The following is an 18803-nucleotide window of genomic DNA, read 5'->3' as shown; positions in this document are numbered from 1 at the left end:
TACTTTAGCCTACCATTGTGCAAAAGCTGCGTTAAAAATATCTTCCGTCAATTGCGCGGTAACATCCGTAATTAATCCCGGTTCCATAGCCGCGATTGTTCCCGTTAGCTTAAAAACTTTATAGCGTTCAAATGTTCGCTCAAAACTCAGCTTAGGATTCAGGTTGTTGGTGTACTTTACATTGATGGCGATGGTCAGTCTGTTGGCGCCGGCAACAGGATTATTCCCGTTTTCGATAGCCTCTGGGGTTATGCTATATCCGGTAATATTTCCCGAAAAAACACCTTGTGCGTCATTAGCCGTAATACTTAAGCTAGTTTGATTACGAATTCTTGTTTTTAAACTCTCCGTAAATTGCGAACTTAAATAAGGAACTACCAATGGTGCATTATTTTCAAAAACCGTTACGTTCACAGTTTTCATCTCTCCGATAGATGCGCCATTTAGGGCTATTCTACATCCGCTCAACGAAAAAAACAAAACGACAAGTATACACAGCTTCTTCATCTTAGTTTAAATTCAATTCTTTAATTTTTCTATATAGCGTGCGTTCTGAGATACCCAGTTCCTGAGCTGCAAATTTACGCTTACCCTTATGCTTTTTTAACGCCTTTTTAATTAGGTCAGACTCTTTATCGATTAGTGATAGGGATTCTTCCACTTCTTCAGCATCCTGGGTATAGTTGTAGTCTACCGGAGAACTCTGTGAGGGGTTTTTAATGGTCAACGTTTGCTCATTGCTCATCGTTTGATCTACATCCTGATACAGCTGATTGATATAGTGCGGATTGTCGGCCATAATATGAGCCGTATTCCCACCGCTTTGAATGATCTCTGCAACTAATTTCTTCAATTCCATCATGTCCTTTTTCATGTCAAAAAGAACTTTGTAAAGAATATCACGCTCCGTAAAATCCTCTTTGCTGGCTCCATTAATCGCCATAGGCAAATTGGAGGCACTCTCATTGGGGATGTAATTTAGCAATGCTGCAGCAGTTACATTTCTATCCTTTTCCAGTACACAGATTTGTTCCGCTATATTTTTCAGCTGTCTCACATTTCCCGGCCAGCTGTAATTGCTCAGGATTTGTATGGCATCAGGCTCGAGTTGTATACCCGGACTTCTGTATTTATCACTAAAATCTGCAGAGAACTTTCTGAAAAGAAGATAAATATCTTCCTTACGTTCATGCAAAGCAGGAATACGCAAAGGCACTGTGTTTAATCTGTAATAAAGATCTTCACGGAATTTGCCCGATTTCACCCTGTTGTATACATCAACATTGGTAGCTGCAATAATGCGTACATCGGTTTTTTGTACTTTTGAAGAGCCTACCCGTAAATATTCTCCACTTTCCAGAATTCTAAGCAAACGCGCTTGCGTACCCAAAGGTAACTCTGCAACTTCATCTAGAAATATAGTACCGCCATTGGCGACCTCAAAATAGCCTTTACGGGCTTCATGAGCACCCGTAAATGATCCTTTCTCATGACCAAACAATTCGGAGTCAATTGTACCCTCAGGAATAGCTCCGCAGTTTACAGCAATAAAAGCACCATGTTTACGGGTGCTCAGCTGATGGATGATGTGCGAGAACACCTCCTTACCACTGCCGCTCTCTCCGGTAATCAATACAGACATATCGGTCGGCGATACCTGCCTCGCTATATCTATCGCACGGTTTAATAGGGGAGAGCCTCCTATAATTCCAAAACGGTTTTTAATGTCTTGTATATCCATTTATCTGTATTTAGGAGCAAGGATTGGGAACCAGGATGAAGGAGCAAGGATTAAAGACTGGATGCTTAATCTTTGCGCTTTAATCTTTGCTCCTTGTTCTTTACTCTTTAATCTTCTTTATGTTCTTTAATCTTTGCTCCTTGTTCCTTAATCCTGATTCTTTGCTCTTTAGTCCTGACTCTTTGCTCTTTAATCCTTAATCTAATTAACTACAGTTCCTAATAATGTTGCAGATGTACAACGATCAATGTGTACATTTACGTATTGGCCTGCTTTTATTCCTTCAGTTGCAGGGAAAACAACCATTGCATTCTGGTCATTTCTTCCACAAAAATCTTTATCTGATTTTTTAGACGTACCCTCCACCAAAATTCTAACAGTTTTTCCAACAAATTGTTGTAGGCGGAACAATGAAGTTTGTTGCTGCTTCAACAAAATTTCTGCAAGCCTGCGCTTTTTTACCTCCTCAGGGATGTCATCAGCAAGTTTACGTGCTGCCAATGTTCCCGGTCTTTCCGAATAACTGAAAGTAAAGGCAAAATCATAACCTACGTAATCCATGATACTTAATGTTTCCTGATGCTCCTCCTCGGTTTCAGTACAGAAGCCGGCAATAATATCAGATGAAATTGCACAATCAGGTATAATCCTTCTAATGGCATCAACTCTATTGATGTACCATTCGCGGGTATAGGTTCTGTTCATCAGTTCCAGAACCCTGGTGCTGCCCGATTGAACAGGCAAGTGGATATAATTACAAATATTGTCGTATTTCGCTATAGCATATAAAACCTCGTCGGTAATGTCTTTAGGGTGTGAGGTCGAAAACCTGATCCTTAAATCCGGACTGATCAATGCAACTTTTTCAAGCAATTGGGCAAAGTTAACTTCAGTCTCCGCATTTTCATTGGCATCATTACCTTTCCATTTATAGGAATCCACGTTTTGTCCAAGTAGCGTTACCTCTTTATAACCTTTATCAAATAGATCCTGAGCTTCTGCTAATATAGAATATGGATCGCGACTTCTCTCGCGGCCACGCGTAAAAGGAACCACACAAAATGAACACATATTGTCGCAACCCCGCATAATAGAAATAAATGCAGTAATGCCATTCCCATTTAAACGAACCGGGCTAATATCCGCGTAAGTTTCTTCACGGGATAGCAGTACATTAATGGCTTTGTGGCCACTTTCTACTTCGTTTAATAATTGTGGAAGCTCACGGTAAGCATCCGGGCCCACCACTACGTCTACCAGTTTTTCCTCTTCCAGAAACTTTGATTTTAAACGTTCGGCCATGCAGCCCAATACCCCCACAATCAATTTAGGATTCCTGCGTTTTACCGCGCCAAATTGTGATAGCCTGTTGCGTACCCTTTGCTCTGCATTCTCACGGATCGAGCAGGTATTGATAAATACCACATCAGCTTCCTGATAATCGCCCGTAGTTTCAAAACCCTGATCCAACAAAATAGAAGCAACAATTTCGCTATCAGCGAAATTCATCTGGCAACCATAGCTCTCAATATACAGCTTTCGTCCATTACGCACTAAAGGTGCATCAATAACCAAAGCCTCTCCCTGGCGCTCTTCATCGTGTGTTTTATCTGTCAGCTGTAAATCAATCATAAATGGTTAACATTATTATGGGCTCCAAAAATACAGAATTTAATTTACAAATGACAGATTGGCAGGGGCTGAAAAATAATTTAGAAATCATATAGGACTTTTTTAATGATCTATTGTCCTGTTAGCATAAAGTGGATAATACTTGCCTCCTGGCAGCTAACAAAAAATGGTTTTACTTAATTAATTTGAACATGCTTCAATTCTGTACCTTATTCAATTCGGTTTATTTATCTCGGGGTTTAGCCATGTATAACTCATTGGAACAGCATTGTAAGCGGTTCCATCTGTATGTGGTCGCATTTGATGACCATTGTTTTGAAGCGCTGTCAAAACTTAATCTTGCACATGCAACGATTATAAAACTAGAGGATTTTGAAAATGAAAACCTGCTTGCTGTAAAAGGAGGACGGACGGCAGGAGAATACTGCTGGACTTGTGCATCATCTTCTATAAAATATTGTATAGAAACCTATAACCTCGATCACTGTACTTATGTTGATGCTGATTTGTTGTTCTTTGCAGATCCACAACCCTTGTATGATGAAATGGGAGATAAATCTGTGTTGATTACCAAACACAGATATACACCTTGCTATGACCAAAGCGAAACCAGTGGTGTTTATTGCGTACAATACATGACCTTTAAAAATAATGCAGAAGGTATGGAAGTTTTAAACTGGTGGGTTAATGCCTGTTTGGAATGGTGTTTCGCAAGAATGGAAGACAATAAGTTTGGTGATCAGAAATATCTGGACGACTGGACAAGTCGTTTTTCATGTGTTCATGTTCTAAAACATTTGGGCGGTGGAGTCGCCCCATGGAATGTACAACAGTATGCTTTTAAGAAGAGAAGAAACAAAGTGTTGGGGAGGGAATTCTTTAGCAATAATAAATTCGAGCTTATTTTTTATCACTACCATGCATTCATTTATAGCTGGAATGATAGTTTCAAATTAACAGATGAATTGTATGCTTTAAATCGCAATCAGGTAAAACAAATTTATCAACCCTATGTGCATGCTTTATCACGAGCCGAAGACATGGTTGAATCTCTGAATGAAAATATTGTAGCTTATAAAAGAAGTGAGCAAGGTGTGCAGATTAAAAAAGTAATTGGACGATCAGTAATGTTCTTTTTACGCGGGTTTTATAAACATTTTTATTCCAGAAGGTTTTTTCAGCATGGAGTTCTTAATCAGTTTATTGGAATGATTTAGGTGGTGAATAACTAGTGACTGACTTGCATAGATAAATGAAGGATTATGTATATTGTGGCACCGAAATTATTAGTGCTGCTTATATGCAAAAGTTAGTTGTGAAAAGTAAATCAGGAAGATATAAAAAGGGAATATGGATAACTTCCCTTTTAGCTATATTCATTGTTGTTATAACCGGAATGGTGTTGTTAGAAGTAAGGTGGAAGCCTCGGCTTTCTCAAAAAATTAAAGATGGTGTATATCATCGTTCCTTCGAACTTTATAAACTTGATTTTAAAGAGATCAGTTTTAATTTTTTTACAGCAAGTGCAACACTGCATCAAGTATCGTTAACTCCAGATACTACTGTTTACAATAAATTTAAGGCGATGAGTGTGGCGCCGGCTAATACTTATCAGATAAGGCTGGAAAAACTACACTTGAATGGGATCTCGTTTTTAACAGCATATTTTAAAAGAGTGATTGACATAAAAACCATTATACTGGAGCATCCTTTAATCGATATCAGGCATTACGCAATAATGCCATTGCCGGAGGTATTGAAAAATGAACCAACACTATACCAAATGATCTCCAATAGGATCAGGTCTGTCGATGTTAAAGCCATTAAGTTAGTTGACGCAGAATTTGATTATATCGATGGCGAAACCTCAAAATCAATTCATTCTGCAAAACATCTGAATATTAGCCTGAATGATTTTCTGGTGGATTCCTTGTCACAGTATGATACGACAAGACATTTTTATGCTAAAGAGATAGATTTTGCACGATCAGGAAACAAATTACTAAGTAGAGAGAAGTTGGATACCATAAAATCTATAGTGTTGCCTACCTTCTCAAAATAATTGTATATTAGGCTAAACTACAGGGTTGCTTATGGCTGTGAACGTTGGAAAGAAATACATGATCCTTAAATGGTTCGCTGCAGCCTTGCTGTTTGTTGCATTAATCCTGACTGCAATAACCTGGTACTATAGTGTTAAACTGAAACCTATAATTACAGCCGAATTAAAGGAGCTGGTTTTAAAAACTACAAATAACCTTTATCAGATAGAATTCTCTTCTGTCGATGCAAATGTCTTAACCGGGATCTCGTCCTTGTCTAATGTAACCATTACCCCGGATACTGCGGTTTATCGTCAGCTTATTGCGCTTAAACGAGCCCCAAATAACCTATATAAGATAAAACTTAAAAAACTTGCAGTAAGAAATTTTCACCCTTTTAGGTTGTGGCGACAAAAAAAGCTAAACATTGATCTGCTATTGTTCGATAACCCCTGGATTGAAATGACCAACAGGCAGTTTGATTTTAATGATGAAAAGCTTCCTCAGCCCAAAAAATCGCCCTATGATTACATTTCAAAATACATTAAGGAGCTGCGTATAAATACGGTAGATTTTAAAAATGCCAGTTTTAAATACATCAATAATAACAATCCTGGCAAGCAGGAAGTTGATGCTGTGGATAGTTTAAACATCACATTGAAAGATTGGTTGATCGATCCACATTCGGCGACCGACAAAAGCAGGCTTTACCTGTTGAAGGATGTGATCATCAACCTGAATGATTATTCTTATGCAACTTCCGATAGTCTGTACTTTGTTAAGTTCAACCGACTTGATTTTATCGCTTCTTCGGGCAAGCTGGATGTTAAGAGTTTTAGTCTTGAGCCCCGGTACAGCGAACAACAGTTTGGCAGTACTTTAGGTTATGCCAAAGATCGATATAACATACAGGTCGCTAACATTGGTTTTACAGGGATTAACCTTCCGCTATACATCTTAAAACAAGAGCTGTTTGCCAAAGATATGACCATTGCCAATGGGACATTGGCCGTTGTAAACAACAATACACTTCCTAAAAAAATAGTCAATAAAACAGGCACCTACCCACATCAACTCCTGCAAAAGGCAGATGCGAAGTTGAATATCGCGAAGCTGAATTTAAACAATGTAGATATTAGCTATGGCGAGTTTAGCCCGGAAGGAAAGGGAAAAGGAGTGATTACTTTTGAGCAAACCTGGGGTGCCATTTCCAATGTGACTAACGTAGAAAAGGCCATTGCCAGGGATTCTATAGCTGAAGCCGCTTTAACTTCTTATGTGATGGGCTCAGGGAAGCTTAATGTTAATTTTAAGTTTAACCTTGCAGCCAGAGATGGTGCTTTTTCTTATTCCGGATCACTGGTAGATATGGAAGGAAAAGCATTTAACCGGATCACAAAACCACTTGGATTGGTAAAAGTAAATAGCGGGTATATTAATAAGCTGGCATTCGATGTTAAGGCGAATGATGAGCTGGCAAAGGGTACCGTAAGTTTTGCCTATAAAGACCTTTCTTTGGCAGTGCTTAAAAGGGTAAAAGGAGAGGATCGCCTGGTAAAACAGGGCTTAATTTCGTTTCTGGCTAATGCGCTGGTCTTCAACAAGGCTAACCCCGGTGCAGATGGGAAGTTTGTTACAGCTGCTGTTGATTATAAACGCACACCAACAGGCTCCTTCTTTAACTTTATATGGAAAACTCTTTTTCAGGGGGTCAAATATAGTGTTGGGCTTACTCCGGCAAAAGAGAAAAAAATTAAAGATCAGATCGCTAAATTTGAACAGATCAAGGCCGATCGGCAAGCACGCCACAAACGCCGGGAGGCACGTATACGCATGAGAAAATAAGAGGGAGCAAGGATGAAGGAGCAAGGATTAAAGACATTGAGCGCTTAATCTTTCTTTGCTCCTTTATCCTTGTTCCTGCTTCCTGCCCGCTCTTATTTGTTGACCTTCAACTTCGTGCCGGCCAGATCTTCCCAACGATAAAGCTGAAAAGTTTTGTCATCACTCATTGCAACGAAGAGTCCGTGTTTAAAGTCGTTGTTAAGGGCTTTCGAATAGATGTCAGAACCATCACTATTGTTGGTTGCTGTTGGAATGCTGGTGATCAGTACATGCTTGTTCGGGTCTTGTTTTGTGCCTTCACGATTAAATACCTGGAATTGATTGGCTGACTGATCCGAGACCAATATATAACCTGTACTGTCGGAGGTTTTATAAATACTGATACCCTCATGATCCTCTTTAAAGCCTGTTGTTGCAAACAAGGCAAGTTCCTGATTGCCCTTTGATGGATCTGCATAATACTTTCTGACACCAAATTGTTCGTCAGAATAATAGATGTATCCGAGCTCGTTGTCTACAGCTATAGCTTCGATCTCTTTTTTACCGCTATACTTACCAAACTTCCTTTTTAAGGTAGCTTTCACCAGGCCTTTGCCATCATCTTCTAATAGGTACTGCCATAAATAACTACCTTCTTTAGGGCCCGATTTACGGCCAACGATAGCATAGATTTGTCCTTGCGGATCGGTGTACATAGCAATACCCATCAGATCTCTATAATTTTCGCCTGTCTCACCCTCAAAAACCGGGATACCGCCATTATCAATAGGCTGCATGTCGGGTAAGGAGAATATTCTCAGTTTGTGTGTCATTCGCTCTGTAGTGACAGCAATGTCTACCTTTTTATCGCCAAGTTTTAAACCATAGGCCACATCAACGTTGTTCGGGCGCTTTAGTCCCTTCACAGTTTTTTCTTTAATGATCTTTCCCTGAAGGTCGAAAACATAGAGCCCGCCAGCTTTATCTTTGTCGGTTCCAATAATTAGTGATTTGGAATTGTCGGCAGGATTTACCCAAATTGCAGGATCATCAGAGTCGAATTGTACAGGCTCAGATACGTAAAGTGGCTTAACGGCATTAATATCAGCAGGTTGTTTTTGACTGCAGGCAGTAGTAAATAATAGTATGGAGGCCGTAAGGCAGAGGATTGAATTGGTTTTATTCATGATAAGTTAATTAGTTAGGTGATCCGTAGGCGCCGATATAGTTTGCCGGTGCTGGTGATTTATAGGTAATTCCGTTTAGCACAAGTCCAGCAATATGGTGAGGTGTGAAGTCTGTTTTTCCTTTGCCGAGTGCCGGAGATCCCGCTTGTAAATGGAAGCTCCATGCGGTGTTAAATGTAGCATTGTTGACATCCGTATTTACCGGATAGTTTACGAATTTCGGGTCATTCGCCCCTGCAGTTTTGCCAATGATATCATTGGTGCCGGCTATGATTTCGGCCGTTGGCTGAAACTGGTTTACTGTAGTCTGGTCGTATCCATAATACAAATTGTTGCCAAACAGGGACCGGCTGTCTTCAGGAGCTTTTGTATCCCGTTTTATACCAAAACGAGTATTCGCAAAAATGTTGTTAAATATGCTCACACGAACCGTTGCTTCAACCCAGATAGAGCCTCCTTTGGCTGTTGGCCTGCGCCATCCGGTATTGATAAGTGTGTTGTTGTATGCTATAATGTAAGCCTGAGGACTCCTGTCGCCACTGTTTGACAGTTTTAAAGCATTGGTATTGGTACTGTAAACAAGGTTGTAAGCCACATCTGCCAGACAGCCTGATTTAAAATTGATGGCCTCACCACCGGTTAAACCCGTGGTGTAAAACTGGTTGTTCGCAAAAATGATCTTTCCACCTTCTATATAAGTACAGTCTTCCTGAAGGTTCCTGAAAATGCTGTTGGTCACTACCAGCTTGCCATTTACATTGGCAAACCATAATGAGGGTAGGTTTTCACCTGCTTTTCCCTTATAGAGCTTTTGTTTTACGGATGTGGATGCATCAGAAGTAGTGGCGCCTGCGTATTCAATAATTGTATAGTTGAGTAGCAGCTCAGTACAACTTGGAGCAGCTAAAATTCCGCCCCATAAACGGCCAAATTTATTCTCCTCAGTTCTAAGAGCTTCATCAACAGTAAATTTTATAGGGAATGCCTGGGTGCCCTCTGCATAAAGATTTCCTTTTACAATGATTTCTGGTTTTGCTACAGCATCCATAATTACGGTTACGCCTTCTTCTATAGTCAGCGATTGACCTTCAGGGATGATAATATCGCCGGTGATGTGCTGCGTACTTCCTCTTTTCCATATTCCGGAAACTTCGCCGATGGCTGATCCGTTGCCGGTATCTGGATCTACATTGATGTTGGCCTTTTCACAGCCTGTAAAAATTGCCATAAACAGGGCAAGGCAGGTAAACATTTGTTTTGCTTTCATTTTTTGTCTTTTATGATGAATGATCAAATGGTTTATAATTTGTAGCGTATACCCAATAAATAGGTCTGTTTGTAATAGTCGTTACGAATCAGTGTTTTACCATCAAATTCTGTCGCTATATTGGCATTGTTTGGGTTGGTGCCTTTAATAAATAGTTTTAAAGGTGTATTTAATAGGTTTCCTCCTTTAACAAAAATGCTGAGATTGTTTTTGAATTTCTTTTCGGCAGACAGATCCATCTGGATGAACCCTTGTTGCCATAGATCATTATCTAGGAATTGGGAAACGGTATTGATGCGAGGGCCTGTGTAAGCTGCGGCCAATTGTGCATCGAAGCCATTTTTTCCACCTTTATAAAGTAGGGAAATGTTTCCGATGTGCTCAGATTGCCCATACAACGGTCGGCTCTGATCTACAAAAACCGGCTTAAGATCTCCGTTCTCGTCTCTTACCCTTGAGCTTTTTGGCGTTGTAATTTTGGAGTGTGTATAAGTATAGTTGGCCTTAATACCGAACTTATGGATGAACTTGATGTAGTCAATTTCCAGTCCATAGTTACGTGCATTTCCAAAATTGCCGGGTAAGTAATAAGTGTCTTGCGGACGGATCGGATCAGGCTGAAAGCTATATTCTATTGGGTTTTTTATGCTTTTGTAAAAGGCACCAACCAACAGCTGATCATTCCCGTTAGGAAATAATTCATAACGCAGGTCGTAGTTGTCGGCCGTTGCACGTTTTAAATCTGGATTCCCCTTTTCCTTATAATCATCCTGAATCAGTCCACCTCCTGGGATAAGTTCGTAAAATCCCGGGCGGTTTAGTGAGCGGAAGTAAGAAGCGCGTAATTGTTGTTTATCCGCCAGTTTGTATTTCAGATTTAAACTAGGTAAATAATCGGTATAGATCTGCGATCCTACAGGTCGTAGTTCTGCAGCAGGGAAAAGCATTCTGTAGCCCTGGTTGGTATGCTCTATACGCAGACCACCTATCAGCTGCAGGTTTTTGGTATTTAAAGTCACCATACCATACCCAGCAGTCATTTTTTCTGATGCATCATAGGTTAGCGCATTGTCCACTGATCCCGAAGGGTTCTTGATTGTCCACTGGATTTCCGTATAGCTGTTGAAATCTCTACCATACAAGGCATTAGGATTGGTAGATGTAAAAATATATTGGTTATAGAAACTGCTGCGTTGCTTATCACGATACAAGGCGCCCGCGCTAAATTCTACCTTTGCTCCCGAAATGGCGGTGTTGTAACTAAGGTCAAGGTAGCCGGCCTTATCTTCTTCAGTGTTGCGTTCCCAACGGCGGGTATAGGCATCGCCAATTGCAGGGGCATAGGTACGGCGGTCTGCAAAGTTCTCCCGAACACCCAGAATATTGATGTTGTTTTGATCCGGCGACTCGTTTTTAGCAGATGAATAAACGGCCGACCAATGAACCTTTAGCTTTTCAGTGATCAACTGGTGATCTCCCTGTAAGGTGCTGTTGTAGATTTGCTGCTCAGTCAATCGTGTACGGGTGGCATAATTGAGTTTTGCATTTCCTTTTTCCGGTTCGTATGCACTAGTGAAATCTATTGTTTTTGAATCTCGGAGTTGCTCGCTGTTGAGGTCAACATATGCATTATACAAGCTGAGTTTATGATTTTTATTGAATACATAATCTAATTTAGCATGTGCACCATAACGTTTTTGCTGTTCGGAGTATGCTCTTTCACTCTTGTTTACGATGGCTCCAAATTTATCGGTTGCCACTACCTGTGTGTTGTAAAAAGTGCTGTTACTTCCTCTGTAGTTGTTTTGATAACTTCCGGCAAGTAAAATCCCGAATTTGTTGTCAAAATAGCGGTTCCCAATAGAGAGGCCCCCCACTACATTTGGTGCCGGGTGTTTAGACGTATAATCTAGTGTTCCTTTTGGGAAATCAGCAGCAGTTGCCTTGTAGCTCTTTCCATTAATTTCATAAGGCGATTTGCGATTAATGTCATTGGCATTGAAACTCATGAAGTCCCGGTCAATAAATAACTGGCTATATCCGGTGGCCAGATTAGCATTGATCTTCAGTTTTTCCGGTGCATCTTTCATCACCATATTCACTACACCACCAATTGCATCACCTTCCATGTTTGGAGTTAATGTTTTGTATACTTCGAGTCTTTCCAATAGTTCGGAAGGGAAAATATCCAGGGGCACATATCGGTATTTGTTATCAGGACTAGGAATTTTTACACCATTAACAAGCGTATAGTTGTATCTTTTGTCCATCCCCCTTACAATGGCGTATTGACCATCACCACTGCTGCTTCTTTCAATAGATATTCCTGAAACACGCTGAATAACGTTCGCTACAGTTAGATCGGGAGAGATCTCTATGGCACGACCAGAGACCACGTTGACCAATTGTAAAGATTTCTGTTCAATGCGTCTGGCTGTTTTCTCTGAGGCACCATCGCCTTTACCCGAAATCATAACCTCACTTAAATCCTTGTCCTTGCTTTCCGACAAATAAATTTTTAAGGTAGGATTGTCTTCTTTGAGGATGGTAATCTGTTTTAGCAGGGCTTTATACATCAAATAGGATACTTTTAAAGTGTAAGTTCCTGCCGGTGGGTGCTTAATCTCAAAAGAACCGTCCAAACCTGTTAACACTGTTTTGTCGGTGTGTTCCAGATGTACGGATGCCCCCGGTATGGCTTCTCCGGTTTTCTGATCATAAACATAGCCTTTCAAGCTCGTGGCTTTTGCGGTGGCTATACTTAGTATTAAGCATAAAAGAACTTGTAAAGTTGACTTCATTTTGCGAATAATTTTGTTTGTGTTTTTAATTATGCTGCAAATGTGTAAACCGCTATAGATACTTGTCAATTTAGTCCGTGTACAAAATGTATACAGCGTTACAAAGGCTATATACAGAACGTATACATCGTATACCGTTTTTGTTTAATTGTTTGATTTTTAGAGGTTTGTTTGTAGTTAAAAACGCCATTATCATTAGGTTAGCGTAATATTAACAATGTGTTAAGCTCGGGTGGTTTGTGTTTTTTGCTTACAAAGTCTGGATAAAAGTGCTCAGATTTTCGCCCTGTGGGATGCTTAGTTTTTTTCTTAAACGGTAACGGGCAACACGTAAACTATCCTGTGATATGCCGAAAAGGGTAGCCATGTCTTTAGAGTTTAAATTCATTTTAATAAGGGCAACCAAACGGAGATCGCTGGCCGTTAATTCTTCACTATATTTCTTCAGGTTGTCGAAAAATGTATGGTGAATTTGCTCAAATAGGTTGCTGAATTCTTTCCAGTGTTTATCACGACTGGTGCTTTGGTTGATCTTTGTTACAATTTGTTGCAGCCTTTTTTTCTGATCTCTTTTGTCATCCTTTATCATTTCCTCCAGTTCGGTGCGCAGCTCTTCCAGGAACTGATTGCTCTGTATGACATGAAGGGTATTGCTGGTTAGTTCTTTGCCTTTCAGTTCGAGTTCAGCCTCTATCGCATCCTTTTGAGCCCGGTAAAGCGCATGGTTCTGCTCATTTAACTGTTGTTCATTCCTGATTTTAAGGCGTTGTCTGCTAATGACGCTAGCGGCCAGTAAGCCTAGTAAGATTACAATAAGTATAGTGGCGATAGTGATAAACTGATTTGCTTTTTTTTCTTTTTCAAAACCTGTAATCGCATTATCTTTTTGCTGTATTTCAAATAACGTTTGCAGTAAAGCCATTTGCTTATTGGTATCCTCAGTAAAGATTCTTAGAAAGATATTCCTGCCCAGTTCGCTGTAATGATATGCACTATCATACCTTTTCATCAGTGCAAAATTTTTCGAAAGGTCACGATAAGCACTACTCAATTGATACTGGTCGTTCATTGCCAGGGCCATTTGCGCTGCTTTACGTGTGTATCCCAATGCTTCTTCATATCTACCTGTTTTTCTGTAAACATCACCGATATTATTGATGATCTCTATCTGAGCCGGCTCATTGGCATTTGCCTTATTCAGATTTAGTGCAAGACTATAATATTTTAAGGCAGAGTCCAATTGTGGCTCATCTTCATAAATACTACCCAGGTTTTCATAGATCTTGGCAATACCGGTCTTGTCCTTCATTTTGTGGAATGCTGAGAGGGCCAACTGCTGGTATTTCATCGCCTGTACGTAATCCCCACTTTTTTCATAAGTCTGTCCAATCAGACCATACGACTCTGCAATGCCCTTTGTGTAGTTCAATTTTTTGTAAAGTGTCAAAGCCTCCTGGAATTTAGTCCTTGAAACCCCATACTGTTTGCTATAATAATAGGCTTCGCCGGTTTTGTTTAGTGTTTTTGCCAGGTTGCCAAGGTCATTGCTTCTCCTGAAGATCCCGTCTGCTTTGTAATAATATCCAACTGCTTGCGGGTAGGCTGCCTGATGATAAAAAAGTTCGGCAAGATACAAGTAGCATTTGGCTGCGGAAATAGAGTCATTTTCAGTAAGCGCCTTATTTAAAGCGTTTTTGATTTTTATAAATGTCTCATTAGGTTGCTTCTTAATTAAAGAGTCTATCAGACCTTTTTCAATACCTTGTGCATGCGTAAATGGACAGCAAGTGATGATGTAAAGCAAGCATAGGAGCATGCATTTTGGAATGCTTTTTAGATTTGACTGTTTCACGCTTTAAAAGTAAAGCATGTAGTGTTAACAGGATGTTAAATCAATGTTGGGGAGAGGGGAGGGATGAAGGAGCAAGGATGAAGGAACTAAGAACAAGGAGGTAAAAGGTAAGGATGAAAGACTTTATGCGTTTAGTCTTTCATCCTGGTTCCTTTATCCTGACTCCTTTTCGCTTACTTCAGTAATTCTTCCGGTACAGGTTTATTCAGTAGATTTTGGTAATAAAAGCGAATCCGTTCAGAGCGATCGTGTGGTGTTTTAACACCAGCCCAGCCATGTCTGCCGCCCGGATAAATCATCAGTTCAAAATGCTTGTTGGCGTTTTCAAGTTTATCGATCAGTTGAATGGTATTCTGCATGTGTACATTGTCATCCATATCACCATGCATAATGCGCAGTAAGCCTTTGTAATTGTTTACATAAGTTAGTACTGATGCATTTTTATATCCTTCAGGGTTTTCCTGCGGTGTATCCATAAAACGTTCTGCATAATTTGTATCATACAACTCCCAACTGGTAACAGGTGCACCTGCATAACCAAAGTCGAAATCATCAGCCCCCATAGTGAGTGCCAGACAGGTCATGTATCCACCATAACTGTGTCCGGTAATTAATAATTTCTTATTGTCAACCCATGGTTTTGCTTTTAACCATCTTGCGGCTGTAGTGTAATCTTTCATCTCCCATTTACCTAGGTTGCGGTGCATTAAAGCTACGCCGGCCTTACCAAACTGCCCCGAAGCTCGGTGATCCACTGCAATTTGTATAATTCCTTCATTTGCCCACCACTGGTTGGCTGTTCCTTTCCAGGTATTGGTTACTGTACCGGCATTAGGGCCTCCATAAATGCTCATCACTACCGGGTATTTTCTGCTTTGATCAAAGTTGGTAGGGTAGGTAATCACAGCCGGAAGATTATAGCCATCATCTGTAGGGATGGTGATCATTTCTGTTTTACCAAAAGCGTACTGGTCATAATCAGCAGCTTTACTATCCGCCAGTTCCTTCACGATTTTTCCGGTGTTGCTTACTAAAGCGCGTTTCGGTGGTGTAGAAACATTTGAATAGGTAGTAATGAAGTAAGTGCCGCCAGGTGACAGTTGTACCTGATGGGTATAATCGCCGAAAGTTAAACGCTTTAAATTCTTTCCATTATAATCGACGCGATAAAGGTCGGTACGGGTCGAGGCCTCTTTGCGGGCCATAAAGTAAAGAACTTTATTTTTCTCATCTACGCGCATCAGGTTTGTCACCTGCCAGTTGCCGCTGGTTATCGGATTGATGAGTTTGCCATCTAAAGTATACAAGTAGAAATGCGCCCAACCTGTTTTGTCACTTTTAAGGATATAATGCTTTTTGTCCTGCAGGTATTCAATTCTGCCATCATAATCCAAATCAACCCATGAAGGCTGCTTCTCATCATAAATTTCTTTTTTCGCACCCGAAGTAGGGTTTACAGCATAAAATTTCAGGTTGTCCTGGCCTCGGTTCATCCACTGAACCATCAGATTGCTGCCATCATAACTCCAATAAGGTGTGCCAAAATACTGGTCATCTTTCTCATTGAAATCAGCCCATACTACAGGACCACCGGTAGTCTTTACGAAGCCTACTTTTACCTCAGGATTTGGGTCTCCTGCTTTAGGGTAACGTGTTTTTTCTACGTAGCCATGCTGACCTGTTGAGCCATTGATAGGGAACATGGGTACCTTGGTATCATCAAAACGCATGAAAGCAATATGCTTACTATCCGGTGCCCACCAAAAAGCGCGGTAGTTGGTCGGTCTGCCTAAAATTTCCTCATAATATACCCAGGATGACCAACCGTTGTAAATGACATCGGTGGCATCAGTAGTATACCTGATCTCTTTTGCAGTTTCCGTGTTAACTGCAAACAAGTCATTGTTACGGGTAAAGGCTACATATTTCCCATCCGGCGACAAGACCGGATTCTTCTCCTCGTCTTTATCGTTTGTTAAGCGTTTTGGGGCATCTTTTCCATATCGGATATAGATGTCGTTCTTATCTACAAATACATTTACATTGCTTAGAGGAGGGGGAGTATAAGCTGTTTTTGCCCCTGATTTGATATCAACAGCATACAGTTTACGATCTTGCGGATCCATTTCAATGTAATGGTTGTCGTCACTCCAACCTGTTATTGTGCTCATTGGCTTGGTTAGCGAAGGTTGGCCGGCAAATATTTGCTGTTGGTTTAGCTTTTTAAGTTGAGCAGATGTCGGAATGCTGAAAAGTAAAGCACCTGCTAAACCCAGGATTAAGGTTGGCTTCATTTGAATAAGTATAGTTAGTTTTTATGATTTGACAATAAAAAGGCGCCCTTGATAAAGGCGCCTGTATTTTATGTTTTTTGAAGCGATTGCTTACAATACCCAGTTCCAGCCAAACTCGTCAGGAGCTAACCCGTAACGGATATCGTTTAGTGTTTTGGCAATGCCTGCAGAAATGGTACGTGTTGCAGGATCTGTTAAAGTATAAGTTTTACCTTGGTAACCAATTGCACCGATTGGTGTAACTGTTGCCGCAGTACCTGCTGCAAAAGCGTCGGTAAGACTTCCGTTTTCGATGCCTTCAATGACTTCTTTTACGCTTACACGTCTTTCTTCAACTTCAATACCTGCTTTTTTAGCAAGGGTAATTATGGTATCGCGGGTTACTCCGTCTAAAACGGTGCTTCTTACTGAAGGTGTTACCAGCTTACCATTGATCACAAAGATCAGGTTTGCAGTTCCAGCTTCCTCAATAAATTCATGAGTAGCAGCATCAGTCCAGATTAACTGGTCGAAACCTTCTTTTTGCGCTTCCGCAAAAGGGAATAAAGAGCGGGCATAGTTTCCTGCAGTTTTGGCATAACCAACACCACCGTCATCAGCACGGGTATATTCTGTCTCAATTTTAACTTTTAAGGCTTTGCTATAGTAAGGGCCGGTAGGCGTAGTTAATAAAGCAAAAGTATATTTATCTGATGGTCTAACCCCTAAATATGGATCGGTAGCAAACATTACCGGACGGATGTATAAAGAATAATCCTCCTGTGCAGGTACCCATTTTTCATCAATATCAATTAATGCAGCGATACCCTGCATAAAGATTTCTTTAGGGATAGCTGGCATAGACATACGTGCCGCTGATTTGTTGAAACGCTCAAAGTTTTTCTCTGGTCTGAAAACACTGATCTTACCATTAGCCTGGCGATACGCTTTCATCCCTTCAAAAATTGCCTGTCCATAGTGTAAAGCAGAAATTGCAGGACTCATTGGAATCGGTCCGTAAGGTAAGACCTGTAGGTTAGACCATTGGCCATTGTCGTATTCTGCAATAAACATATGGTCAGAAAATACCTTTCCAAAAGGCAACTGAGAAAAATCAGTTACTGTAAGTCTGCTGTTCTCAGCTTTCGTGATTGTTATATCAAGTGTATCATTCATTGTAGTAGTCGTTACTTAAGGCAAATTTACGATAAATTCTTCAGCACACCAAGCACCCATCCTTTGCCCCATTCTTCCATCTGTTCTTCAGTCCATAGAAACGGATAGAAGATTCTTTTCTGAAAGCGAGGGGGCAGGTATTTCTGCCAGTTGGTTCCACCGGTAGCAGCAATGTCGACCGGATCACGCTCCAGGTACCTTACGGCCGATTTATAATGTGACAGTGGCCATTCCACGTTCACATACAGGTCCAGTTTTCTCAACTGATCAGCCAGTGCTGTAACATCGTTTCCTTCATTAGCCAGTTTATGGTATAGCGCCGAAAAGTTAGTTTCCTTCCTGTCTTTTACCAATTGTAAAAACTGAGCCGCGTATTTATTGATAAACTGCTTTAAGGTCAGCGTTTGCTTACCTGTTGCCAGTTCTGTAGCCCCAAATTTCCAGTAGATATGCTCAAATTGTGTTTCTACGTCTGCATTTGCAAGCTCTTCTCTTTTACTTTTGTCGACAAGCTGAGTAAAGTTTGTCGCGCAGATCTCAATCATGCGGTACTGACCGGATTGAAAACCACTGGCAGGTAACAGCGACATGCGGAACTTTAAGAACTGGTCTTTTTCCATTCCATTTACCATCACCTCAAAGGAGGTTGTTAATGCATTAAAATAAGCATTGATACGTTTAATCCGTTCCGTGAAAAACTCGACTGTTAACGAAGGATGTTCAGCAATTTGCTTACACTCGTGTAACGAAAGCTTAAAATAAAGCTCCGTAATCTGATGGTACATGATAAAGATTTCCTCGTCAGGGAAAGGAGTTTTTGGACTTTGCAGACTTAGCAAGGTATCCAGATGGATATAATCCCAGTAAGTTAAAAAGTCCGCATACAACAGACCGTCCAGATAAGCGGCCATATCCTGCCCCATAGCAGCATACTTCTCCTGCAGCTTATCCAGCTTCTCTTTTATTTGTGGTGTAAGTTCCATTTAATAAGTTAGTTTACCACAAATG

The 18803-nt window shown here is 40.6% G+C and carries 13 protein-coding genes; 3 read left to right on the top strand and 10 right to left on the bottom strand.

What is annotated here, in order from left to right; all coding sequences use genetic code 11:
* Positions 1–9: 9 nt before the first annotated feature.
* The 3 genes from P0Y49_20080 to miaB all read right to left on the bottom strand — a co-directional run bounded on the left by P0Y49_20080 (position 10) and on the right by miaB (position 3373).
* Entirely contained in the window at positions 10–507 is a 498-nt protein-coding gene (locus P0Y49_20080) for an LptE family protein (protein ID WEK19078.1), read from the bottom strand.
* Position 508: 1 nt separating this feature from the next.
* Positions 509–1741, bottom strand: a complete 1233-nt coding sequence (locus tag P0Y49_20075) for a sigma-54 dependent transcriptional regulator (protein WEK19077.1) — start codon at positions 1739–1741, stop codon at positions 509–511.
* A 201-nt stretch (positions 1742–1942) separates the two neighbouring features.
* Entirely contained in the window at positions 1943–3373 is a 1431-nt protein-coding gene (gene miaB, locus P0Y49_20070) for a tRNA (N6-isopentenyl adenosine(37)-C2)-methylthiotransferase MiaB (protein WEK19076.1), read from the bottom strand.
* Positions 3374–3618: 245 nt separating this feature from the next.
* Here miaB and P0Y49_20065 point away from each other — a divergent pair, with 245 nt between their 5' ends.
* The 3 genes from P0Y49_20065 (at position 3619) to P0Y49_20055 (ending at position 7260) form a co-directional block, all read left to right on the top strand.
* Entirely contained in the window at positions 3619–4590 is a 972-nt protein-coding gene (locus P0Y49_20065) for a glycosyl transferase (protein WEK19075.1), read from the top strand.
* A gap of 83 nt (positions 4591–4673) precedes the next feature.
* Complete coding sequence (locus P0Y49_20060; protein WEK19074.1) at positions 4674–5435, top strand: hypothetical protein; 762 nt, start codon at positions 4674–4676, stop codon at positions 5433–5435.
* 31 nt (positions 5436–5466) lie between these two features.
* Complete coding sequence (locus P0Y49_20055) at positions 5467–7260, top strand: hypothetical protein (protein WEK19073.1); 1794 nt, start codon at positions 5467–5469, stop codon at positions 7258–7260.
* A 92-nt stretch (positions 7261–7352) separates the two neighbouring features.
* Here the strand turns inward: P0Y49_20055 and P0Y49_20050 are convergent, their stop codons facing one another.
* The 7 genes from P0Y49_20050 to P0Y49_20020 all read right to left on the bottom strand — a co-directional run bounded on the left by P0Y49_20050 (position 7353) and on the right by P0Y49_20020 (position 18778).
* On the bottom strand, positions 7353–8426 hold the full coding sequence (locus P0Y49_20050) for a phytase (GenBank protein WEK19072.1): 1074 nt from the start codon (positions 8424–8426) through the stop codon (positions 7353–7355).
* 10 nt (positions 8427–8436) lie between these two features.
* Complete coding sequence (locus P0Y49_20045) at positions 8437–9693, bottom strand: right-handed parallel beta-helix repeat-containing protein (protein WEK19071.1); 1257 nt, start codon at positions 9691–9693, stop codon at positions 8437–8439.
* 32 nt (positions 9694–9725) lie between these two features.
* Complete coding sequence (locus tag P0Y49_20040; protein ID WEK19070.1) at positions 9726–12494, bottom strand: TonB-dependent receptor; 2769 nt, start codon at positions 12492–12494, stop codon at positions 9726–9728.
* Positions 12495–12744: 250 nt separating this feature from the next.
* Complete coding sequence (locus P0Y49_20035) at positions 12745–14346, bottom strand: tetratricopeptide repeat protein (protein WEK19069.1); 1602 nt, start codon at positions 14344–14346, stop codon at positions 12745–12747.
* Between the two features lie 173 nt (positions 14347–14519).
* On the bottom strand, positions 14520–16640 hold the full coding sequence (locus P0Y49_20030; GenBank protein ID WEK19068.1) for a DPP IV N-terminal domain-containing protein: 2121 nt from the start codon (positions 16638–16640) through the stop codon (positions 14520–14522).
* A 90-nt stretch (positions 16641–16730) separates the two neighbouring features.
* Complete coding sequence (locus tag P0Y49_20025; protein ID WEK19067.1) at positions 16731–17795, bottom strand: branched-chain amino acid aminotransferase; 1065 nt, start codon at positions 17793–17795, stop codon at positions 16731–16733.
* A 26-nt stretch (positions 17796–17821) separates the two neighbouring features.
* Positions 17822–18778 carry a tryptophan 2,3-dioxygenase family protein gene (locus P0Y49_20020; protein WEK19066.1) on the bottom strand — a complete coding sequence of 319 codons (957 nt, stop codon included), beginning with the start codon at positions 18776–18778 and terminating at the stop codon, positions 17822–17824.
* Positions 18779–18803: the final 25 nt, after the last annotated feature.

The organism is Candidatus Pedobacter colombiensis (assembly GCA_029202485.1).
In the GTDB taxonomy this organism is placed as follows: Bacteria; Bacteroidota; Bacteroidia; order Sphingobacteriales; family Sphingobacteriaceae; genus Pedobacter; species Pedobacter colombiensis.
The sequence above is the reverse complement of the archived record's forward strand: the minus strand, read 5'-3'. Positions and strand labels throughout refer to the sequence as shown.